The organism is Peribacillus sp. NPDC058075 (assembly GCF_042885195.1).
Taxonomy (GTDB): domain Bacteria; phylum Bacillota; class Bacilli; order Bacillales; family DSM-1321; genus Peribacillus.
In genome coordinates, this window is record NZ_JBHVSL010000004.1 from 39059 (window position 1) to 63225 (window position 24167).

At 39.9% G+C, this 24167-nt stretch carries 17 protein-coding genes and 2 pseudogenes; 5 read left to right on the forward strand and 14 right to left on the reverse strand.

The annotated features are described in order from the left end of the window. Positions 1–282: 282 nt before the first annotated feature. From ACFVS1_RS22735 to ACFVS1_RS22790, 12 genes are all read right to left on the reverse strand, one after another. A complete protein-coding gene (locus ACFVS1_RS22735) occupies positions 283–444 on the reverse strand; it encodes a hypothetical protein (protein WP_016236194.1) in 162 nt (53 codons plus the stop codon). A 229-nt stretch (positions 445–673) separates the two neighbouring features. Next, positions 674–1204 (reverse strand): hypothetical protein, encoded by a 531-nt coding sequence (locus ACFVS1_RS22740; protein ID WP_387550772.1) that lies wholly within the window; start codon positions 1202–1204, stop codon positions 674–676. A gap of 17 nt (positions 1205–1221) precedes the next feature. After that, the gene (locus ACFVS1_RS22745) at positions 1222–2256 is read right to left on the reverse strand and encodes a bifunctional lytic transglycosylase/C40 family peptidase (protein ID WP_387550775.1); all 1035 of its coding nucleotides are present in this window, start codon (positions 2254–2256) and stop codon (positions 1222–1224) included. Positions 2257–2348: 92 nt separating this feature from the next. Further along, positions 2349–4403: a CD3337/EF1877 family mobilome membrane protein gene (locus tag ACFVS1_RS22750; RefSeq protein WP_387550778.1), complete on the reverse strand. Its 2055-nt coding sequence runs from the start codon at positions 4401–4403 to the stop codon at positions 2349–2351. Between the two features lie 11 nt (positions 4404–4414). Further along, the gene (locus tag ACFVS1_RS22755) at positions 4415–4849 is read right to left on the reverse strand and encodes a hypothetical protein (RefSeq protein ID WP_387550781.1); all 435 of its coding nucleotides are present in this window, start codon (positions 4847–4849) and stop codon (positions 4415–4417) included. After that, positions 4846–7296, reverse strand: coding sequence for an ATP-binding protein (locus ACFVS1_RS22760; RefSeq protein ID WP_387550784.1), 2451 nt, complete (start codon positions 7294–7296; stop codon positions 4846–4848). Before ACFVS1_RS22760 ends, ACFVS1_RS22755 begins: the two co-directional genes overlap by 4 nt. Positions 7297–7308: 12 nt before the next feature. Beyond that, entirely contained in the window at positions 7309–7698 is a 390-nt protein-coding gene (locus tag ACFVS1_RS22765; protein WP_048883074.1) for a TcpE family conjugal transfer membrane protein, read from the reverse strand. Then, positions 7695–7925 carry a TcpD family membrane protein gene (locus ACFVS1_RS22770; protein ID WP_016236199.1) on the reverse strand — a complete coding sequence of 77 codons (231 nt, stop codon included), beginning with the start codon at positions 7923–7925 and terminating at the stop codon, positions 7695–7697. The genes ACFVS1_RS22765 and ACFVS1_RS22770 overlap by 4 nt, the downstream gene beginning before the upstream one ends. Positions 7926–7930: 5 nt before the next feature. After that, entirely contained in the window at positions 7931–9010 is a 1080-nt protein-coding gene (locus ACFVS1_RS22775) for a conjugal transfer protein (RefSeq protein WP_387550788.1), read from the reverse strand. Beyond that, positions 8997–10979, reverse strand: a complete 1983-nt coding sequence (locus ACFVS1_RS22780) for a type IV secretion system DNA-binding domain-containing protein (protein ID WP_387551088.1) — start codon at positions 10977–10979, stop codon at positions 8997–8999. The genes ACFVS1_RS22775 and ACFVS1_RS22780 overlap by 14 nt, the downstream gene beginning before the upstream one ends. After that, the gene (locus ACFVS1_RS22785) at positions 10948–11742 is read right to left on the reverse strand and encodes a hypothetical protein (RefSeq protein WP_387550790.1); all 795 of its coding nucleotides are present in this window, start codon (positions 11740–11742) and stop codon (positions 10948–10950) included. Before ACFVS1_RS22785 ends, ACFVS1_RS22780 begins: the two co-directional genes overlap by 32 nt. A gap of 1176 nt (positions 11743–12918) precedes the next feature. After that, complete coding sequence (locus tag ACFVS1_RS22790; RefSeq protein ID WP_387550793.1) at positions 12919–14469, reverse strand: primase C-terminal domain-containing protein; 1551 nt, start codon at positions 14467–14469, stop codon at positions 12919–12921. 1058 nt (positions 14470–15527) lie between these two features. Between ACFVS1_RS22790 and ACFVS1_RS22795 the strand changes: the two genes are divergently transcribed. The 4 genes from ACFVS1_RS22795 (at position 15528) to ACFVS1_RS22810 (ending at position 21094) form a co-directional block, all read left to right on the forward strand. Next, entirely contained in the window at positions 15528–17384 is a 1857-nt protein-coding gene (locus ACFVS1_RS22795) for a helix-turn-helix domain-containing protein (RefSeq protein ID WP_252270627.1), read from the forward strand. 162 nt (positions 17385–17546) lie between these two features. After that, positions 17547–18689, forward strand: a complete 1143-nt coding sequence (locus tag ACFVS1_RS22800) for an Alp7A family actin-like protein (protein WP_387550797.1) — start codon at positions 17547–17549, stop codon at positions 18687–18689. 9 nt (positions 18690–18698) lie between these two features. Continuing rightward, positions 18699–19118 carry a hypothetical protein gene (locus tag ACFVS1_RS22805; protein WP_387550800.1) on the forward strand — a complete coding sequence of 140 codons (420 nt, stop codon included), beginning with the start codon at positions 18699–18701 and terminating at the stop codon, positions 19116–19118. 1292 nt (positions 19119–20410) lie between these two features. After that, the gene (locus tag ACFVS1_RS22810; RefSeq protein ID WP_387550803.1) at positions 20411–21094 is read left to right on the forward strand and encodes a MerR family transcriptional regulator; all 684 of its coding nucleotides are present in this window, start codon (positions 20411–20413) and stop codon (positions 21092–21094) included. Between the two features lie 678 nt (positions 21095–21772). On the opposite strand, the pseudogene ACFVS1_RS22815 reads toward ACFVS1_RS22810, so the two are convergent. Next, positions 21773–22371, reverse strand: a pseudogene (locus tag ACFVS1_RS22815) (IS6 family transposase); the annotation flags it as partial. 9 nt (positions 22372–22380) lie between these two features. Next, a pseudogene (locus ACFVS1_RS22820) lies at positions 22381–22509 on the reverse strand (transposase); the annotation flags it as partial. Positions 22510–22889: 380 nt separating this feature from the next. Here ACFVS1_RS22820 and ACFVS1_RS22825 point away from each other — a divergent pair. After that, positions 22890–24104 carry an ROK family transcriptional regulator gene (locus tag ACFVS1_RS22825; RefSeq protein WP_387550806.1) on the forward strand — a complete coding sequence of 405 codons (1215 nt, stop codon included), beginning with the start codon at positions 22890–22892 and terminating at the stop codon, positions 24102–24104. Positions 24105–24167 lie beyond the last annotated feature (63 nt).

Genomic DNA, 24167 nt, shown 5'->3' on the forward strand with positions numbered 1-24167 from the left:
TTATTCTACCTGATTTCAATAGAATTAGAAAAAGACAGCCGGGGATGGATGCCTTTTCGGGTGAGGGAGGGAAGTAATGATAGGTAAAGAAATTACTCGTGAGGTTCTAAAGAAGAACGAAAAAGGACCATATAACCAGAGAATAATAAAAGAAGAACTATTGAAAATCAAGTTTCTTTTTTATGTTTTTCGTATATTTATGTTATAATGTGGAATATATAAAAAAGACGAGATGCGCTAACATCTCGCCTTAGTAACCAATCCAAAGTGGGTCGGTTGCTCCTAAATTTTGCGCTTATTAGAAGGCCGCCCGTGCTTTTTGGACAGAGAACGGGTGGTTTTCTTTTGGACTTTTTTAGCAGGAAGCAAGCTAAATAAATAAACAACTGTCGAATTGGCAACTGTTTTAGCCACTTCCACTAGTACGTCTTTTAGAATATCCATTGCGGTCACCTCCCTTCACTCTTAGATATAAGAGATAGGGTTAGGGCAACCTCCCACCCGGCCAGTTACATACGGTAATTATACCATATTTATGTAGAAACGAGGCGGATGTTTGCTAAAACTTACATACTAATGGTTCATACACACACACATACTAATTCAATTACCAAGTCTCTAATAATATGAAATGTAGGTGTAAATGTAATAGGAAAACTCAAACAAACTTTTTTTAATGTCCAGTTAATTGACCAATGAACTCAACATCATCAACCTTCCATCCTTGCTCTTTCACAAAAATGAGCGAAGTTTTAACGATAACCGTGTCGGTTGCAGCCACATTGTTAAATTCCGTAGTGAGTTTAAATTCATTAAAAAATTCAGCATCCGTTTTAGAGGTCTGATATTCAAATGGCTTCAGGCCTACCATGGACGACTTCACCGATTCTTCCGAATCTGGAAGTTCTGTTCCGGAAGGATGGGTCGCTTTGAATCCTTGATCGGTCATGAATGGTTCAACTTTTTTATACCGTTCGGCAGTAGTATGATAGGTGAAAAAACTCTCCAGAAACTGGCGGTTCACCTTTAAAGCATCCGTGTTTTGGATGGAGGATAGGGACTGAATCTGCTCTTCATAGTTCCCCTGGTTGGCTCTGACTTCCTGTAGCTGTGAACGCAAACTGAAAACGTACATAATAATCAAAGCAGCAATGATGAATACTATCATTAAAAGCAAGAAATTTTTCTTTTGGGTTGGCTCCATGCCCTGCACCTCCATTTCTAGATTCGTCTAAAACCTAGGAAGGGATATAAGTTTTTCCATTCTTCAACGGACGAATAAGAAGTTCCACCACTGCTATTGGCATTGATAAATTGACCATTCCCCACATACATACCAACGTGCGAAGCCCCTGGCTTATAGGTGGAGAAAAAAACGAAGTCACCCGGCTTTATATGTTCCTCTGAAACCGGCTTTGTTTTGTTGTACTGCGATTGAGCTGTCCCGTACATATCCACGCCGACCTGTGCAAAAGCATATTCCAACAGCCCACTGCAGTCAAACCCTCCTGCTGCTGGTGTCCTGCCTCCCCATACATAGGGCCGGCCGAGGTACTGTTTCATGATGTTATGAACCTCCTCTACATCAAAAGATTGCGAACCGTCCCCCATGACAACCATGCTGCCATCTTCACCGTTGTAATATTGCATGACATGGTCCACATAATTCACATCACCGTAACGGCTCCACCCTTCCCTAGCAGCCATCCTATGACTAAACTGGGTGGCTACTTCCTTGGAATAGCCTCCACGCTCCAATGCGTATCCGATAAATCCATCTCCAAAGTTGTAGCTTTGCAAAGCTAGGTTTACATCACCTTTGGCTAGCTTCATCACTTCTGCAAAATGTTTCACGCCTACCTGAATGGAATACTCCGGGTCGGTAATGGCACCGGGTGGGAGCCCGATCGATTCGGAAGATTGCATCACATCCAATTCACGTCCACCTGATTCCTGTTGGATCATGGCCAGGATAAGTCCGACATATTCCCCAACCCCATTTTGTTCCGCATATTTCCGGATTAACGGCTCGTATCGTATGACTTCAGAAGACACCTGCGCTGTTCCCCCTGCTCCTTCACCGGACATACCTGATTCAAGCTGGTTCTCACCGCCCAAGCTAATTGAAATGAACAAGGCAAATCCGAAGAGCGATGTAAGGAGGAGAAGGATGCCTGCAATGATCCAAGATAAAGGGTTTTTGAGAATGGCAATGGTTCCTGCGGCCTTTGCACCTTTCTTTAAAACGCCTTGCATAGGAACTCCTTTCTAAAAAGAGATTCTGACAAAACAATGAGTGTGTATGTTCACAAACATACCTGTCATGATAACTACTCACTTCTCTCGAATTATCCTTTTCGATCCTTTTCGGTCTCCTTGGCTTTGGGTTTACTGCCCTCCGAACGTTTGACGGATACGGAAGGTGATACTTTAGCTTTTCTAGTATCAATCTTCTTTTGGATTTCCCATTGCGTTAGGTGTTTGACTGGTTCTCTTGATGCTGCTGCTTCTTGTTTGCTTTCCATTTTTGTGGCCGGATTACGATGCGGGGAAGGTTGATTTCCAGGGTCATGTACCCCCTCTGTGAGTTGCCTGGAAGGCTTAGGCTGTTCTTGTTTTCTATTCTCTTGTCTAGTTGACTTCGGAGGGTTCGCACCAGGTTTCCTAGATTCCGGAACGGTACGTTCAGAACTTCGTGAAGGTTGTCCACTGACTGTTCTTTTGCCTGTTGCCCCTTCAACCTTTTCACTTTTATAATCCTTTAAATCCACAATCGCAGCTCCTGCATTTCGTGAAGCTGATCTCTTGGACATTCCTGTATTCAAACCCGTTGCTTTATTTTCCGAGCCCTTTCCAGTTGCTAGTTGCCCTTGATTTCTTCCTACACCTGGTTTTTGAGGTGAATTCTCACCAACAGCTTTTCGATGTTCTGACCTTCCACTGTTTGCTACGGGTGGATGGGTAAAGGTCTTTCGGTCCGAGCCTTCTTTTCTCGACTGATATTCTTCTTGATGCTTTTTATTTTGATGGCTTCTATAAGCTTTGGCGACCATTCTTTTGGCTCCCTTGAATCCTGTTTCACCAGCATCCTCCATCTTATTAAGTGTATGGATTGTCGCTCTCTCTACTACTTGCTGACCTTGAACCATACCAGCAGAAGCAACCTCAAAGATTTCAGAACGATATTTGAACAATCCCCAAATGGTCATGCAGATAAGAAAGACAACAAAGACATACCCTTCTGCACCATTCGTCACTTTTACGGATTCGTAAAGCAAAGTGACAAGTCCAGTAATGACGGCAATCAAAAGGACTAATCCCGCTTTCATAAGTATTACTCCCACAAGCTTCTTCCCGTGATTCAAGGCTGTTTCACTATAAGAAGGAATGACGGATAGAACTAATGGTATGGCTGTGAAAATGACCAACGCCAAGAACCATACTTGAAGTAAAAACTTAAAGACCCCTAATAACAGGATTGGAACGGAAAGTGCAATGGTGGAAAGAATCGTGACAATCAAGTATCCGAACCGTTCACCGCTAAAACTGGATGACATTTGTTTGTTTTCATATGTTTTAACTTCGTCTTCAATTACTACTTTACGTTGCTCTTCCCCTTCCTCTGTATTTGGTTTTATTTCTAAAAGGCTATCAAGTCTGTTTGGATCCTCGCTTACTACATCAGATTCTTTGGTAGAACCATAATTCATGAGTAAATATGGACGCTTCACCATTAAGTTAAATAGTTGATTTTCCAACACCGCAATTCCTTCTTTTGAATCATAGGCAGCATTGCTGTCAAACTCATCAGAACTGACCAAAACGTTTGCAGAGCTTGCAATTCCTTCGAGCTCCGCCCCCCGATCATTCAGCCATTTAATGTTTCCCGTTGCATCTGAATAAAACCAAAAAGTAATAACCATGATAGACATAGCTCCAAGGATTGATTTCACTGCATGGCCGACCTGTTGATTTACAAGGTAACGCCAGGCAGCTGTACCTCCCACTAAAATAACAAATAAGGATAAAAACGTTCCGGACATGATTTCATAGATTCGCTCACTCATGATTGCAGCTTCATCAACAATGATCCCAATCAAATCAAAGGACATCAGCTGGTTAACCGAATATAAAGTAAAACTGGCAATGGTTTTATTAAATCCCCACATTCCTTGATTAATGGCATGTAACGCATTATCGCCAGCTTCCTTAATACCGTCGCCAATATCTGCTTCCATCTGATAATGATAGAGAGGATATTCCTTACTTTCCAATGTCACACGTCCCACTGTTTCCTCTTTTTTCGGAACAGTAGGGGCCGCATCTTCTGCAACGGAAGATGTAGGCAAGAGAAGAACCAACAACACTAAACAAAAGCCTAGGCCTTGTTTAAGGGTTTGCATCCAATCCCTCCTTATTTGCAGTTAATGCAGGCTTCCCGGTCAAACTTCTCTGATATATCTTCACGGACGATATCCAAACTATTGCTTTTATCAATTTTCCATTCATCATCTTTTTTTCTAATCAACAATTCGTCTTTAACTGCATTTGCTCCAGTAGGACTTTTAAAATCGGTAAAAACATAATATTGCTCTAAACTTTCGTCATAATAAATTTCATACCGGATATTTCCATACTTTAATCCGGAATCCTTTTTATCTCTAGATTTATGAACTTCGAAAGAACCTTCCTCGTAAAGGAGTTCCTGTTCTCTTTCATAGTCAGTATCGAAATAAGCCTTTTCCCATTCGTAAGCTAGTTTCGAAATATCTTCAGAAGTTGATGCGCTTTGATTACAACCGGTTAAAAGTGCCATCAAAGCAATAAAAGAGATGAATATTCTTTTCACATGAACGCCTCCTCGGTCTCTGCTCTACCACGATCACTTTCTTTTGTATTGAAGGCGCTGATCCACTCATCAAACAAGACATCCGTCTGAATCTTGGCCGTTCGCCCGTACATATCCTCAATAATGCATTGACCTTCCGAAAGGTTCTTCAGCATATCCCGGTTGGCCTTGTTATCTTCCATCCCAAGGAATTCAATGATGTTTCCAGCTTCCTCGGTTGTTTTCGCTTTAAAAGCAAACTTCGTGCCTATATTTTCTTTGATTTGCGGCTTATTGTATTCATACGTGGACTGTGTGACGATATAAACGGCAGAACGTAAGGAACGTCCTGTACGAAGTAATTCATTGATTAGGCGATCCCCTGCACCCGTATTCATGAGCATCCATGCTTCCTCAAACACCGTCATCTTGACGACCGAATCATCGCGCGCGAATTTCGTTGCGAACTTGGCCAGTGGCTGCATGAGGGCAACGGCAATGTGTTCATCCCTCGTGGCCGCCCTTTCGCCTTCGTCCGGAAGATTTAAGTTTTGAATCTGCAGGATATTCACTTGTTCATCAAGGCTGATTCCGACAACTTCACCTTCAGAAAACATTAGTTTTGCAACCCCGTTTGTTCCAATCTCATAAAGTAGATCTCCCACATTTTTAATGTCTTGATCACCGGCTGCCTGCAAATAACGTACGACTTTCAGAAGGCCAGGCTTCTCTTCCTGTTGAAGGACATGACGAACCCCTTTATAAATGGCCGTTTTTACATTCCTTTCATTCGATTGAAGCTCCGATAAGTATTCAAGCACGCTAACGGCTGCATCCTGCGCCTCCTCCCCTTCAAGGAAAGTAAGTGGATCAAGCTTTCCAGCATCCTTCTTCTCGCTTGATAGAGTGATATAGTTGAAACTCTCAATTAATTCTTGAAAGAAGGGGGCGGTACGCTTCATTTCAGGCGTAAGGGCTTGCTTGAATTTCTTTTCCACCTCGTCCTTCGGGTCCGTCATCAGGACTTTTGCTCCAAAAAAGACGGCATTTAATAAAATATCTTTTAGTAGATATGATTTCCCCATCCCTGTCGGTCCCGAGATGGTCACATGCGGGGAGGAATATTTGGATCCCTTTAAGCCCAAGTGGGCTAGGAACGGATGGTAAAAGACGAGAGAGGGTGAGCTTTCCATGCTTTCCCCATCATGCGATAAATTCTTACCGAGATAGAATCCCACGGTATTTCCGATTTTTCGTGTAAGGGAGAAAAGGGACTCGGCAAAGGATTCAGGCGTAAGGATTTGCTCCCAATCCCCTGCTATAATCTTGGCTGCTGGTAACGATTGATGGAATAAAAGGAGTTGGTCGGCAAGTGGCTGCACAAGTTCAATTTGCTGATCCTTAAAATCTGATTTGAGCCTTCTGGCTCGTTTTCGGACTTCTTCTTTTGTTGGACCATATACAACAAAGTGGATGTGCGTTCTAAGAAGTGGTTTTCCTTGGTTTTTAATTTCATTTTCCAGTTCATGCAGGAGCTCACGTCCCGTATTGATTAAACTGTCATCATCCTCATTCGCTTCGATCAATTGAGCGTCCTGATCGCGAAATCTCTTTTTTATGGTATTGGTTTGGTTCTCATCCTCTTTTTTCCTTTTGTAAATGGTCCTCATATTGACTTCTACTGGGAAATGATAGGACTGAAAAAAGTAAGCCCACTCCTTATGGCTTAGATCAACAGGAAATTCTGAAACAGGAAGGAAAGCACACCATGAATCATCATCCAGTTGAATGATATGGAGATATCCGGCTTTCCCTGGATCGAGAATGCCTTCCGTCAGGCTGTAGACACTTCCGTCACCGTCAGGCTGTTTCTGGCCCCTTACGAACTGATGACGGATGATATAACGTAATTCCTTCTCTTTCACCCTGAAGGCCCCTAGATAATGATTCAAGGTCGTAAAGGCATCTTCCTCGGATTCCTCGAACATACTGGCTGTAAGGTCGTCCACCTCATTCCCGCCAAAACCGGCAAGCTTTTGCAAATAACGGTTCATGCTCTTAAAGGATGAAGTAAACGTGCGGATGATACTTTCATCCAGCTCCCTTTTCTTTAGCTTCACGCCTACGAAAAATTTGTATTCCACGACATTTCTAGCTTCTTCACGCAAGATTTCTTTTGCCCGTTCCGCATAGTATTTTCCTGTTTCCGCATATTTCCCTTCATATTGTTGTTGCAGGCTTTCCATACGCTTATCAATATCCACAGGTATCGGCACGATTTTATAGTCAATTTCCTCAAAGGCAGCCATTTGCCAAGCGAGCCTTTGAAGTCGGTTCACCAGATTATTTTCCGCTTCCTGCTCATTCACGCCTACTGTATTCTCATGTACCCGATAATAAGACCAAGCCTCCATATCATGCGTATAGATCACATTGTCTTTATAAGAATGAATCGGAAATTGGATCACGGGATCACCCCCTTATTGGAATCGCTCGTATGACTGTGCTTTCTTCATCTGTGGTTGGTAAACGGGTTTATGGCTGCTGTAACTAAATCGTTTCGTATACAAATATCGGAAGTACCCAATAAAGAAACGATCCAGTCGTTTACCATCCAATTTGCTTCTACAGATCGCGCCTGCGATCATCCAAGGCAACACGGCATAAAAAGCCAGCTGCAACGTCGTTGGAAGGACTCGGTTGATGCTCCCTCTGAAAAGAAAGAAGACACTGAAAAGCACGAGGGCCACCATGATTTGCCTAATCTCAATCCCTTTGGAAAAGACGAGGGATTTTTCGTTTTTTCCAATTTTCCAAATTTTCAAGGGGTATTTAAAGAATTTCCGGTAGCTATAAGCAGCTGACCTCATGAAAGCCCTCCACTTTTCACTTGATTCCAAATGGCATTGGCCATGCTTTCGAATTCACCCGGATTGGAGACAATCACATAGCACACGACTGCAAAGATAAAACTAGAGAAGAACATGCCCCAACGTTGGGATATGAAAGCTCGAACAATCATGACAACCATAACGATGAACAAGACCGCCGCGACCTGGGACGACACGTAATCTGTAAGACCTGTAATATCTGGCATGAAAATCATCCTCCTTTAGTGTGTCTTAATTCATGAACATAAAATTTATTATTTTGCTTGCTCACAACAAGGGTAAACGGGTGTTTCGATTGTAGCCCCGTATTCGCCTCTTGTAAGAGGACCAGCGTCTTCACGATGTATTGCCCTTTTTTCTCCCCGTCATAGACCACAAAGCCTTCCAGGCCCTTATACTCGTATAGGTCTCTAAGAGATTCGGGGGTTTCCATGAGATACGACATTTCATCAGTAGAATTCGTCGTATAAGAAGTGAAAAATTGTGTCGCGAACTGCTGAAGTTCACTCTCTATCTCAGTATTCTTGTCAGCCTGGTCGGTTTTATCGGCAATGGCCGTCAATCGAGTTTCATTCGGAAGAGCTTGATAGTATGGTTGTTCCATTACGTTAAAGGAATTCCCGTCTGTCCCAAGCCGAACGACAATCATTTGCAGTTTCTTTCCTAGCGATTCATCTTTCCTAGTGGTCTTTTCTTCTTTCACGACCTCTACTTTGCCCTTATTGTTTTTCTTCTTCACTTCCACCTGTTCTTTTTTCTCGACGCTCTTGAAAAGTTCATATTCTATACGATACACATAACTGGCAGCTGCTTCCGAAACATCTTTCACATCATATAAACTAGCACTCTTCAAAACTCGTTTCCCTTTAAACTCTGAAAGGTTTTCCAACTGTCCAACTTCTAACCCTTCTGCAAGAAAGCTTTGGAGTACCTTGGATCGTTCTTCTCGCTGCTTTTCGTCATCGGGTACGTTGATATAAGTATCAATAAACTGTCTGGAATAATCTTCACCAGCTGGTGAATTGGCGAAACCCACTTCATTCAGGTTCGCGATCTGCGCCGCAGCCTTATCTTGGTATCCATTCACCTTCTCGTTCAGGAAACCTGTTCGAGACCATGATAGGAAGGTCAAAAAGATTATCCCTAGAAGTACAACCCAAAATAAAAAGCTAAAGGCCATTCGTCCATTAAATCGCGACGACTTGAGTCGTCTTTCATCTTTCATCACTTTCTTGCGCCCTCGGTCTGCATTGTTCTTCACCCCATGCTTGAGCGTGTCAAGAAACTTCATTTGGTGGAATCCCCCCTAATTCTAGTGCGTTTCGAACATAGACTCGTCGGAAATAGGTATCACCCATATCTTCTTCCACCATTTTACGATTGATGAAAATTTCACCGATTTGCAAATTCTTGATTTCGCTCGGATTCGCCTTGAACCGTTCTACATCCCGAACCGTTCCCATGGTTGCTTCATACCGGAGATGGGGATATTTCTTTTCAATTTGCTGCGTGATTTCCTGGTCGGAATACGTACCAAAAACTTGGGCGATCCGTTCGGCGTCTTTGGAAGAATTGACACGGCCTGTTGCAATAATATTGCAGTTAGAAATGATTTGCTCTGTCATGATCGGGTCAATGGCGTCAATATCAGACAACGTTTGGGTGGAGATAATGCATTCAAAGCCAGCAGAACGTGATTTATTGACGATATCAACGATCCTGCGATCACCATAGGCAGAAAACTCATCATACACACCAAAAATCGATTTACGCCCTTGGGCTTGTCTATACGCGACCAAACTATTTACGTCCAAAATGATCATTTTTCCAATCTTTTTAATGTATTCGGCATATCGGCTTCCGGAAATGCTGAAAATGACGACGTCGTTATGATCCGTAATTTTTTGAAGATCAATGCCGTTCTCCCTTTCCACAAATAAATGACCAAGATCTGATTCAAGGAGCTCACCCAACTGCATTTTCAATCGTGTCAGGCATCCCTCCACAATTTCTTCCGGAAATTCGTCATCTAATACCTTTTTTATACGCTGCATGCCCTCTTCAAGCTTTGTAACATATCGTTTCTTCTTTTCTACAACCATTTTTTTGACTGTTTCCTTCTTTGGTTCTGCATTGGCTATAAAACCACTTAAATCGTCATCCGTTGTAGATGGAGACTGCCTTTCGATGACTTCTTCCTCCACTTCCACCTCGAACTCTTCTTCGATTTCTACTTGGCTGCTATGTTCCCTGAAAAATTCGCTCACGTTTTTATAATTGGTTAATCTCACAATCGTCTTGATGTCTCTTGGAACCCCTGCCTCATCAATTAATTTGACCACCAATTGCAAATAACGGGAAGCAATATCGGTATAGTAAGCCCCATCCCCTTCATTTGAAAAGCTAAAAAGTGACATGAGCTTATCCCGTGTTTCGGTTGGGGTACCATTCTTGATCGGATTGTACGTGAGATCGTCCATTTCGGAAAATAGATACACCTTCCTGCCATAGGCTTCGCACAAGGCCTTAAATTCAAGCATCGACTTTCTTTCGCCCTTCCCATCCATGAAAATAACCGGTTTTTCCTGTTGCAAAGCCGCTTCCATTAGGGAGGCAATCAACGTAGTCTTTCCAGTACCGGTTCCTCCTGTTGCTAGCATGTGATAATTGAGTTCTTTTGAATGAAGCGTTACACGCTCTTTAAAATCGGAGTATCCGACAAACACTTCTTTGGACGGTTTGTGTCGGTACTGTTTCTGCTTCTTATTCAAGAACTTCACTCGTTTTTTGCGGAAAGCCTTATATTTCTGCTCTTCCTTTTGCTTCTTCACCTCACCAGATTTGGTGGTCACCCGCTTTTTCCAAAAGTATTTGGCGAAGATAAAAAATACAAATGAGAAGAGAAAGGCTAACCCGAGTAAAACAAGATAGGAAGTACTAGTCACGGCAATGGCATCCCCCTGATTGAGGAATCTTTCCAAAACATCTGACATATAAGGAATATTCATGTCTGAAATCAATCCAAAATAACTGAGGAGTTGCCCTGTTTGAAATGGCCAAAACAAAAGGATGACCCCGGCTGCAAGGATAACGTAGGAGATCCAATCCCGCTTAAAGAGGGTAAGAATCGCAAAAATCAGCATTCCAAGCATGGCCGGAAGAAAAAACAAGACTCCAATTATGCCGATTAATCCGTAAACCACTAGATCGCCAACGATCCGATCGGTTTCAGTCTGCTTCGGCTCTCCCTGGCTTTCCATCGGTTCCAACCGGCAACACCTCTTCCCAACGTTCTTCCAAAATGATAGAAGGTACATTACGCACAGTAATCTTGCTGGCATTAATCAGCCGCTGTTTAGCCTGATTGATCACATTGTGAATTTTTACGTCATTCGCAAAATAGATCACCTGATCATAGGAGTAAAGCAGATGGTCCTGTCGTCCACCGGAAAGCATGTCATCAAACATCTTAAACTTGTAATCATAGCGCTTACGATCTTTCTTGTTCAATTCCAGCTCAACCCAAGTGGTCGTAACGTTCCCATCCGTTCCTTTAAAAAAGAAAACGGCATCCGGAATTCGGTCCCGATTATCATTGTAGGCCTTCAATTTACTTCGATTATCTCCTTCTCCTATCATGGAAAAACGAATTTCCCTCTCTGTCCGATATTTAAAGTCAACGGCCTGCTTTTCCGATTGTAGTTCGTAAAAAAGGATCAAGTCGGTAATAAGAAGATCATGCTGCATGGTATAGATCGTTGCCTTATTTGGAACGGTTACATGGACATTCGTTAATTTCCTGGCCTCAATCGTTCCAAGATAAACCCCTACTTTATGTGCAATGCGTTCATGCTTGACAAACTTTTGGCCTTCTAATTTTCGTAGCCTGCGATAAACACGGTGAATGTTAGGCTCCCTGAATTTCAACATGATTTGTTTGGCCGTCACCATACCATTCCTCAAAATAAACGATAAATACTCCAAATCTTTCTCTTTCAACGACGTGTACTTTAGCAATACCAAAAATATCATCCTCTTCTAGAAAATATAGGAACCACTCTCCTTCTTAAAGTTTACCAAAATAGTTATTATTTTCATAAATAAAACCGCAAGTAAAACCACAACTAATAAAATAAATGATTGAAGTATTTTCAAACCCAGCCAAAAAACTACATCTAAGAAAAACCCATAAAACAGTTAAGCTCTTATTTAGTCAACAACCACAATAAAAATGGATTAAAAATGTATGTTTATACAATCCTTTACAATACTATTGCCCTTGTTAAACCCTCTACATTAATCTCCCATTCCTACCATTCCTCCACTTTCTTATTCCCTTGACCTTGAAATAGATCTTGAACTTTTTTATTCTTGAACTTGATATTTGACCTTGAACTAAATTACTTGAACTTAATTCTTATCTCTTCAACTACCTCACTATCACTCCTCCCTATTATCTAAAATCTAACCTGACCACCCCAATCACACTTTGAATACCTCCGCCTTTATTTGAGTAGCAGAAGACCTCGGCTATGTTTACGTAGTATAGGCGAGGTCTTCTGCGGGAAACGAGAATAAACAGGAGGGGTTCAGCCCTTGTGTGATTGGGGTGGTCGTCATTTTAGACCGCAAATAACAAAGAGATTCATTTCCCCTCCATTTACGTATATGAATCTTTATTATTTGCTATTTTTTTACTTATTTTCAGTCTACTAGACGTACATTTGTTTGGCAATGTTTGTAAAGATAATTGATTAAAAATTACCATATTATTGGGAAATAACTTGTGTATTATCGCCTATATGGAATTAAAATCTAATACTAAACTCACCTGCTCATCAAACAGAATAAGGACTTACGATGCCTAGTTTCAATTTCTTAACCAAAACAACTAAATATTACTGGAGATCTAAGATTAACAGATGAAGTCTCAAATAAACCGATAATTAAATCACTTATATGTATAAAATAACGCATGAAAATAATAACCAACGGTGTAGTAGACGTCTACTACTCTCCCCCCATAATGCTTTGATTACCCATTCAAACACCATTACATTCCCTAATAAAACAAGAATGATCATCAACTTTCACACCCTATCCCCTCGAAAAACACTAAGAATAAGGAGGAACAGTGATTGTTATAGACCCCACAAGCAGGATACTATAGATATGTATTGGCAGACTGGCCTATTATTTTCAAGAGGTCATCTTATCCGGCGGGGAAGCTCCGGAATTATATATTATGTCCACTTCATGGCTAAACAATTCGGCCTCCAATGTGGGTATTGGAAGGGTTGCAGTAAATTGATTCGGATGGGGCAGCAATTCCGCAAACGTCAGCTGGGATTGGCGAATGCGATCCCTACGTAATAGCAACAAGTTTTGGAATAGCATGGAACGGCTTGCTAGTTTGGTGACTGCCCCGCGTCCTCGGCCAATAGTAAACTTTTTCAGTTTACTAGAGTGCTTGCAGACCTCTTTTAGCGTGGATAGGGGAATCCCAAAGGTTTCTGCAAGGTTTTTCAAAGAAGCCTCCAAAAACGGTTTTTCAGGGCTTGTATGGGTATCCAGGTAGGCAATGATGTCCTCTTCCCACTCCTTATAATGGGATCGCACTCGTTCTTCCCGAGGCTTTTTGAATTTATACCAGCCTTCCCTTCCCTTGAATTTAGCTTGTCCATCTGTCCAAAGCTCGAGTAAGCCTTCCACATATGTACGTTTTACCCCTTTATATTTTCCTGAATAGGCACTCTTCAGGATTCGTTCGAATTCTCTTTTCTTAAGGGGGTGTTCCAGGTTGCTGTTGAATTGATCCAGTTCATCATAGGCTTCCTCGATTGGCCGTTCACTCGCATAATTGGCAAGTGCAAGTGTCATGAGCGCATTATTGCGGCTGGAGCCGTAATGCCCCTTCTCGATGTGTGTAGCCCTAATAAGCGCACGATACCAGTCCGAAGATGTTTGATCGATTGCTGATGCTTTCTTGTTGTAGACCACACGCAGGAAGTTCCTATTCTCCTGCTCTTCATACTGTTTGGACCAGGTAAGCAACAGGCTTGTATTGGCAGGCTGATCATAGAAATCCAGTACATTGTCTTCTCTTGGGATACGGTAGAAGCCGAAAGGGATACATCCGGTATCGACCGGTACATATTTCTTAAGCGCTTTTCGAATATTTTCTGACAGACGCTCGGCCACTCTTAAAGCCTTGTAATCGTTTTTTTTGTTTATATGGAAGGGAGTTTCCAGGACAAAGAAGACCTGGAATCCCCTTGGCGTTTCCAGCAGGAGATTTGGCCTTGGCAATCCCAGTTCCTCACATCCCAGATAAAGGGCGTACAGATCCACTTCCTTCGAATCTATATCAAGTCCTATTACATGGATTTGTTTAAGATTTTCACGCTGATGCCCCTTGATGATGCGGTTTTTGAAATCATAGTATGTACCACCTCGGTAGGTATTGGGTGTCCAGTGTGAGAGGTTTTGATACTTTTCCTGAAGCGTTTCGTAAGAGGTCACGACGAAGCCCTTTCCCTTCACGAGTTCTTCCTTGGACGGCGATACAAAGACCACGCCTTTACGATTCTTGGTTTCGCTCATGGCCTTCTCGTATGCCACCACTCTTTTTATAGGCTGGCGTGTCCCCTTTTTTTTGTATAGAAGCAAGCCATCATGGGTCATAAATTGCATGATTTCAACGATAGAATGAAGGCCTCTTTTATGATTTTCTGCCAATGGAGTTCCCATGATTCACACCTTCCTTCTAATACTTGATTACATACTGCTAAAGTTAAAAAAATTGGACCGATTTCCACTTCTTACATGGAACTTTTTGTTGAATAAAGTATATCGAACTCGACTTTTGAAAAAGGGTGCTCTCTAAGGGAAATGCACCAAAAATAAAAAGCCCCTTGAGGCTTAGAGCCCCAAGGGGTTGAAAAAAATATCATTTTTTTTTATTATGCAGGTTCCGCTCGCTTTTTGCACCAAAAAGGCCAATAATGGACCATTTGTGCACATGTGTGAAATTGAATGGATTCCTGAAAAAACCTGTCATATGAAGCTTTGTTAACGTTGAGTTAAAAATGATACCAAACAGGTTCCGCTCAACTTTTTGGGCTTGTGGTGCACTTTTGGTATACAGATTCCGCTCAACTTTTCAATTTTCCATCAAAAGGTGAGTGCAATTTTATGGTTGAGAAAGATAAATCGGTGCTGAATGGTTGTTTCGCCAACGTTTGCCCCTCCTACACAGGTTCCGCTCACTTCGTCTCCAAAAATATAAGTTTGGTGCATTTTTTCCATAAGATAGTACACAGGTTCCGCTCGAATGCAGTGAATTGGTGCACATTTTACTCAATTCCCCTAAAAGGATTTCAAATTGGAATTTTTCTAAGAATCCATGATCCATAAAAAATGTTCCACATATAGGATATTTGTGGTGCATTTCATCTATAAAATGGTACACAAGTTCCGCTCACAGCTAGAATAATGGTGCATTTCTTTGAAAACTGGAGTTCATTTGAAAAATCAAATAGTGCTAATAGTGAAGAGGTTGACTATTCCCCCTTTTTCTTTACAGCGTACAGCTAGTAGGAATTCCTTATTAATAGAGGTGTGTTAGGAATTAGACTGGAACAGGTGCATATGCACCAGTATTTCGAAACCTGTGTAGTAAATGGTGCATTTACTCTTCGAAATGTGGTCCACTCTTGTTATAATGATAGAAAAGTGGTGCATTTTAGATGAAAAGGTTCTAATCTTTCCACCCAAGGATTCCCTGCAATAGAGAGGATGGGTTGTAGTTGAGGTATCAAGAAATACATGATCGTATGATTTTGAACTATGAATTCCTGAAAATTTCTATTTTCGAAGAAACCAAGATTTTGTTTGAAGATCGTCCTTATATTTTGGATAAATGGAAACAGGAAGCCTATCGTATGACGGAGGAAGAGGTAAAAAATCAGGTTCCGGGCTTTTCCATGGGACCAAGCTTTCGGGCCTTATTTTCCTTGTTCACTCAAACGTTATACTTCGAAAAACTTATAACAAAAGAAATGATAAAAAAGGCAGTGGACAGTTACCAGGATACAATCAAGGTCATATTGGCCGGCCATTTCATACACGAATTCCCGATGGATGAGATAAAACGCAGTGCGAACGAAGAGAAAATAAGCGAGGCATTGAGCCGCCACTATATCTATTCAAGCATGGATATTGATTATCATTTAATGAGAGACATCGTAACAAAGAAAAAGGACTTTAAAAAAGGAGAGGCTGGTCTCTTGGCAACCGAGATTATAGACAATCGTGGACACGTTAGAGGATTAGCTGAAATAAGGCCCCCAGAATCACAGAAAGCAGAGCTAGCCTCCGATCAACAGGAAATGTGGCTTGAACTGATAGAATCTACTATAAATTCATTGGATGAAATGACCGCCGACCTCTTTGACTTAATTACATATTTATGGATGGTCTCGCCCAAGTCCGTTGACGGGTATATTGAATTTCATAGCAATGATGCCTTACAGCTTAGGAACCTGAAGAAACGGACAGCACAAGGACGGGAACTGGACTTCCGTGAGGAAGATCGCTTCAATATCATGAAACGGGTTGCTGCACTATCAAGCATTTGGATCTCTCTGGGCAATCAACAGGTAAAAGTGATCAACACCCAGGATATCCAGGACAATGAACTTTATGAATTCAAGGATTTCCAGAGAATGTTCGAAATCGGAAAAATCCGTGTTGCTTATGATAAAAAGACCGGGGAAGCGAAAGGGATATATGCCGTACAGGTAAAGCCGTCCCCTGTTCTTACCCCTTACTTAGATGGACCAAATCGCACACTGGGCTTGTTGGATTTAAAAGTGTTTCAGTATAGCCACTACACACAGCGTGAACACAAGCGATTGACCCGCTACCTGAATCTACAGTGGAAAATCAGGACCATTAGAAGGTCCTTGCATCAACCGTTTAAGGTCTCTACCCTGTTGAAAACAATGGACATATCCAGTCGATATAACGGGGTCCAAAAAAGGGATAAGTTTGAAAACGTTTTGGATGAATTGCAAAAGGACAGCGTGATCAGCAGATGGAGCTATACCGAGGAGATCGATGAGGAACAAGTTGGAAAAAAAGGATGGTTCCAAGGCTATTGGACCAAGTTGAATGTGCTTATTCTACCAACAGACATTGTCGTTAAAGAGAACCAGAAAAAAATGATGATAGATTCAAACCGCTTGGTGAATGAGGAAATTATTGAACGGATGAATCAGATAAGTCACGAAAATTCGATTTCAGAAGACCTTTTTTTCTCCCAGGACTTTTCACTAAATGAGTTGGCTTCTACACTTGAAATAGAAGACTCCATTGAGATTCCATCCAAAGTGACATCCGAGATCACCAGTAGTCTTCCGAAAACAGAGCAGCAGGCATTTCATTTTGGACCGGAAAAGGAATTGGCGCTTTCTCCTGAGACGATGAGAGAGATGATGGACTCCCAAAATATGAGTATCCGACAGACCGCTGAAGAAATCGGCATTTCCCACTCTACCCTTTCGCGATACCTAAGGAAGGAAAATAAGCGTCAAAACAACAAAAACGATGAAAAAATGCTCAATTGGATAAAAGAAAAATCCAAAAGACAAAACTCTAATTGATTATCGTTAGAGTTTTGTCTTTTTGTTTTCTCCCTACATTCGGACAGGGTAATTCTCGAATGCATGCAATTTGCATTCAAGTTTGACAGTTGCATACAAAAAGCATACAATTAGATTATATTTCAATGAAAATAAATGAAACCAAGGAGGAATCTATTAAAAATGGCTAGATTTGTATCAGTTGATGTTGGTAATGATGCGGTGAAAGGATTCTTGGGAAGTATTGAAAATCGTGTATACATACCGAACGTTATAGCAGAAGTGCAAGATCGGGAAATTGTGGAGATGGAAAAAAACATATTGAATGGATTACATGTGGAGATTACTTCATCCGCCTTAAAAAATAAAAACGGATGTTTTGCAGTCGGAAAATTAGCATCCAAGTATCCAAATAATGACGAATTAACGCCAGATCAAGATAAATCCGAGAGTGACCAGCCTGTTATCATGCTTTTGACAACCCTTGCTTATGATGCGGTGGAACAATTTCCCGAAGAAGATGGTGTGATTGAGGCCATTTATTATTTATCAACAGGATTGCCTCTGGATGAAACTAAACAGGGAAAAGCTAAAGACTTCCGAAAAAAGCTGAAAAACTCCCAACATGAAGTGAAATTCTTAAAAACGCCTTCCCTAGAAGGTAAAATTGTTCGAATTAAATTCGAACAAATCCTTGTGAATACGGAAGGTTTCGCAGCGTTTGTGGATTTAACTACAAATGATGACGGTTCTACCAAAAACGAGGAACTCATAGGAAAAACAATACTCATCAACGATATTGGGGGCTTATCAACGGACTCAGCGATCATCACCGATGAAGCTGAAGTGGATAATGAATACAGCAATGGAATAAAAAGAGGTGTATCCACCTATTTGGATAACATAATCAAGAAAGTCTATTCCAAATATAAATACACCATTAAAAGTAGACGTACACTCGTAGAAATCATCACAAATGAACAGCCTGATGAACAATATCATATCTGGGTTAATGGGAATAGGGTCTCCATCAAGGATATCATAGATGAAGAATTATCCGTTTTGGCAAAAGAAGAATATAAATTAATTAAAGATATGTGGCGGAATGTTCCGGACATAAGACTGGCCTATCAAATTGGGGGCGGATCCTTGGTTTTAAAACCTTACTTGAATGCTCTGAATCAAGCCGACAAAAACTACCCTCTCCGTTTCGTTTCCGAAGATGACAGCGTATGGATGATTACACGAGCCTATTTTAAAATTTTGCTTATGTATTTACAAAGTAAAGGGATATCTACACAAAACGTGGCAGCTACAAAAGAGTGATATAAATCCATGGAACAGTTTGAGCCTGGAAAAACCATCTCTTTTCGCTTACCCTCTGATACCCCTTTACATGTCAGTGAGTATTTAATAAGCAGGAAAAAGGAATTAGGCAGGAAATTCAGTAGTGAAATAGCTCCGATCTTTGTTAAGGCTGTTTCCCAAAAAGCCTTGGGGAATACAGATAGCGATCAAATCACCATTAGCTTGCCCGAAGGTTTGACAGCTGAACAAAAGGAATGGATGAACCACCCTAATACAAAAGCATTGATTGGTCAACTTCTTTATCAGGTAGTGACCAAGCCTACTAAAGCCTTTGAATTTAATCAGCCTCTAGAAAATAAGCAAGAAGAAAAAACCGCATTTAAAGCAAATGCAGCGATTCAAAAATTCGCACAAAAAACATTCTTAGATTTTGACGATGACGACTAACCCCATCCTTTGATGGGGTTTTTCCTGATATAGACAAAATCAGTCAAAACCAGAGAAAGGACATTGCTTATTGAATGTCAAATACATATAGAGCACAAACAACTTGTATTCTCCAATTATTGTGTGACTCACATGATTAGATTGTTGCCCCTCCCCCAAAGTTGCAGCAAACGAAACTCTTTAAAGACCATTTGTGTTCTATAAGGAATATATAGTCTATAAATTTAACAGGATTTAAGCTAAAGATGGTGATTTCAAAGATCAATCTACCCCTGCTCCATAACTGGCTATAACTTTCTCTTAAAAAAGAATAAATATAATAAATCAAAGTTGGCCAACTAATAATTCCTTTTTATTTTGTTATTCGTTACTGGTCTTGTATAATATTATTATTCTTATAGACCATTTGTGTTCTGTAAGCTATATATAGTCTATAAATTTAACAGGATTTAAGCTAAAGATGGTGATTTTTGTGGTCCATTTGTATCTTGTGTTCCACATATAGGCTATAATTTAAAGGCTAAATCTAGATAGGTAGTTTTCAAGTTTCAAACCAATGTATCTTACCTATCCTAAGAAAAGGAACTTATAGAGCACATATGCTCTATATTATATAAATGGTCTATAAACTATTACTATATATAGCCTACATAAACTCGGATCCATAACTAGATCGTTTTTTAATCATTTTCTTTTGGCCATTTAACAATTACTGCAAGCATAACAGTTTTTGATGTAGACCATTTGTGCTTTGTATTCTACATATAGGCCATAACAAAGAGGCCATATCTACACCATATATCCTCTGTTTCTTACCTAAGAAAAGGAACTTAGAGGGCATATACTCTATAATTCATAAATGTCTATTAAGTATCACCATATATAGCCTACATCAATCTGGAACTACAGATAGATAATTATATTACCCTTTTCCATTCTATTACTTAACTGCTACTTTAATTGTAACAGTTACTAATGTAGACCATTTGTGTTTTGTATTCTACATATAGACTATAATCCAAAAGCTACATTTCAATACTAAAAACCAATTTTCAGGTAAGAGTTTTCGACTCTACGATCAACGGTCATTTTGTTACTTAATTTGAAAAAGGATATAGAGCATATATACGCTATAATCTATAAATACTCTACATAAACAGAGCATCTTATTATTCTTTCTATTACTACTGGTAAAACCTTCATATATGTAGACCATTTGTGCTTTGTGTTCTACATATGGTTCATTAATTAGAGACTTTTAAGACAACATTATAAATTTAGGGGGTTCAACAATGTCAGAAGAAACCTTTTGGAAAATTAGCGATTTTGTAGAAACGTTAAAAAATCATCTGAACAATCAAAATATACATATTAATACAGTGGACGGATGGTTTAAACGGTTAGAGAAAGAACGCCTCCATTATATAAATCGTACTCTAGAAACCAATGAAAAGGTGTACGATGAATTAGATTTAAAGATCGCAATGTTTATAAAGAAGAGAAGGGAAGAGAAGTGGGCCTTATCAGCGATTTCAAATGATCTCTCAAACTTTTTTGAGTTAAGACCATTCCCTGTAAAAAAAGAGAAACCTGCACCATATGTAGACAATATGGAGACTTTGAAAAAACAGATAACAGATGAAGTAAAGAAAACCTTTGAAGAAATGGCTACCGCAAAAGTCGAAGAGTTGAAAAGCCAATATGAACAGTTACTAAACGGCTTGCCCAAACCACCATCTATAGAAGAAAGGAAGAACCAAAGCTTTCAAGCGATGGTAATCCAGAGAAAGATTGAAAGTTCACTGGAAGAGGAGGCGAACCAGGCATGGTCCAACTTGCCTGAGGATCAACGCCTTAAGAGGGTGGGTTTTTTTAGAAAAGACATCGATTTGGAGAAAAAGGATCAGTTTATCCGTACTTATATCAATGACCGTTTTGTGGAACGGTTGAAAAAAGAAATGGAACTTGATAAGTAATTAATGGATGGACATATTCTATAAATAACCGTACATTTACGTTAAGAGTTCAATCCCGTTTTTTCATGTATGGATGAAATTGGAATACCCTTGAATCAATCACAATCATTAAGACCTTAATAAGGTCTTTTTTTATTACCATTTACACTTAAAGGGTTATCCCAGTCTTTTGCGTTTGTTACCCACCAAATCTAGCCATACGGTTTGCTAAGGGCTTTCAATATGAATTATAGAAGTGCTACTGTTACCTATCCACTAACTCGAGGATAGACTATAGTTCTTGTTGGAGAATAACGAGAAATTTAAGTAATTTCTATCTTTTTGATATAAATAGTGAGTATATAAGACGTTTACCTAATATAATCCGCGATATAGTAAAAGATTATTTGTTTGCACTAATAGATACACATTCAGTAGTTGGACAATGAAGATAAGAGGACGTTTTGCAAGAAATTAATTACTTAACTCTGTTTTGTTAAGGATAGAGGAATTAATTAATTATTCTGCAGAAAGATTTACCTTCAATAATAAAAGATGAAGATCACATTTCTCTTTTAGAGGACATCAAAAAATATCATCATCCTAAAAAACTCTATCTGGATAGAGTGGAAAATATGATTCTGGTGCAAAGATGATTTCAAAAAAACATAGGACATAAATTTCCTGCTAACTTACGGATTATGATGCGATGCCAAACAGTTTATCAATGAATTCTTTTCGAATTTGGGCAAGTTCACCCCTTGGTGAACTTGCCCTTTTTTCATCATATGCATGGCTTCAATGCCACGTATTATTGAAGTAGCAGTTTCATACGTTTTGAATCCCAGCATGGAGCGTATTCTTTTCTTAATGAAACGATGATCTTGTTCTACGATATTATTGAGATATTTCACTTGTCTCATTTGGATGCCTTCAGCATCTTTTGCCCGTCTTTTAGCTGTTGAACGGATACAAGATACGCTGGATTTTTATCTACAGTTATGACACGAGGCTTAGAAACATGAAAAGACCGCAAAGCTTTCTTGAAGAAGTACTTTGCAGCCTTGTGGTCTCTCATTTTGCTTAGGTAATAGTCAATGGTGTTTCCTTCGGAATCTACTGCACGATACAGATACAGCCATTTACCTTTTATTTTGATATACGTTTCGTCCACTCTCCATGAATCATTTGTACGTTTTATGACGACGAAGTTTCTTGTCTAATCCAGGAATATACTGATGAATCCAACGCATAATAGTCGTGTGAGCCATCGATAATCCTCATTCCTCCATCATTTCACAAGATTACGAAAGCTCTTTAACCCATTTATAAATAGTAACTTCTGATACGCCATAATCGCCGCTTAATTCTTTGACCCGATTACCCGAGTGATAAAGATCTACAATAGTCTTCTTGAATTCATTATTATATTTTATACCTGTATTCTTACGTTCCAAAACGGACACATCCTCTCAAAAATCATTGTAAGGACTTAACTAAAATGTGTCCATCAAACTATACGAACTCCAAGTTTTGTAGATATATTATGGTTTAACTTACTTAGCCTTTATATAAGCTTTATCAAAAGTTCTTATACTCATTTTTAATTAATTCTTATACTTTTTTATATTGACCGTAAAAAGTTACTATAATAAATTAAGAACACGAAATAGTTTTTTGAATATTCAATATACATTTTTAATTAATTCTTATACTTTTTTATATTGATTTAAAAAAGTGAACATTTAAAATTTGTAAAATAATCAAAAGGATGTGGTTTTATCTTTAACATGTTACGGAAGGGGTGAGGGTTAGGATGAATATGCCGCCGGGAACGAGGAAAGTTTTACAGGCAATTTGGAAGAGCAAAAAGCCAAATTCTAAAGCTGAAATAGTGCGGGCAACAGGTTTTAGTTTAGCGACGGTAACAGAACATGTTGAAACACTAGTTAGGAGTAACCTGATAATCGAAGAAGAGATGGGAAATTCTACTGGCGGAAGAAGACCAAGACTCTTAGCGTTCAACCATGAAGCTGGATACATAATTGGAATTGATTTGGAGTCAACTCATGTTCAGGTCGGAATAACAGATTTGAACTGTAGTGTCGTATCATCAAAAGCTAGTGATATAGACGTAGCAGCAGGACCTGCAGCAGTTCTTGAACATATTAGAGAAATGATCTATTCCTTACTTGACGAAAGTAACATAGAGATTTCCAGAATCAAAGGAATTGGTATGGGAGTACCGGGACCGGTTGAATATAGCACTGGTTTGCCTGCATCACTTCCTATCATGCCAGGTTGGGATCGCTACCCGATTCTTCAGTTCTTGTCCCAACACTTTGATTGTGCATGCTATGTTGACAATAATGTCTATACGAGGGCACTCGGGGAGCGTACTGTTGAGGGAGTTTCCGGAACTGATAATCTGATTTTTCTGAAAATTGGGAATGGAATCGGTGCAGGAATTATATGCAATGGTCAGATTTATCGCGGATCTACTGAGTGTGCAGGTGATGTTGGTCACATAAACATTGGGCAGGATTTGCTTTGTTATTGCGGGAATCGGGGTTGCTTAGAAACAATTGCTGGCGGTAGAGCGATTGTACGAAGAGCAGAGGAAATTGCTAGGAATGGCCAAAGTGAGATACTTGCAAAAATAATGGCGACCAAAGGGGAGTTAAGCCTGGAGGATTTTAATCGTGCAGTACGAGAATCAGATCCAAGTGCTGTTGAACTAATCCGGGAATGTGGTTTTCAAATTGGAAATGTAATAGCTGGTCTCATTAATTTCTTTAATCCTTCTCTAGTTTGTATAGGGGGTAGAGTGTCTGAGGTTGGTGATGTACTTTTGGCATCTATAAGGCAAGCTATCTATCACCGTTCATTGCCATTGTCTACACGTAATCTAATAATACAGCCGTCATTATTGGGTGAAAAAGGTGGAATAATAGGCGCTGCGGTTTTAACAGTGGATAAAATAATCGAGGATTCACTTAAGAAAACCAAAGAGGGTATCTTTTCTTTTTAAATATTTTAGGAGAAATATATAAAGATATCTAATTTAAAATATTTGTAAACGATTGCATGAGTG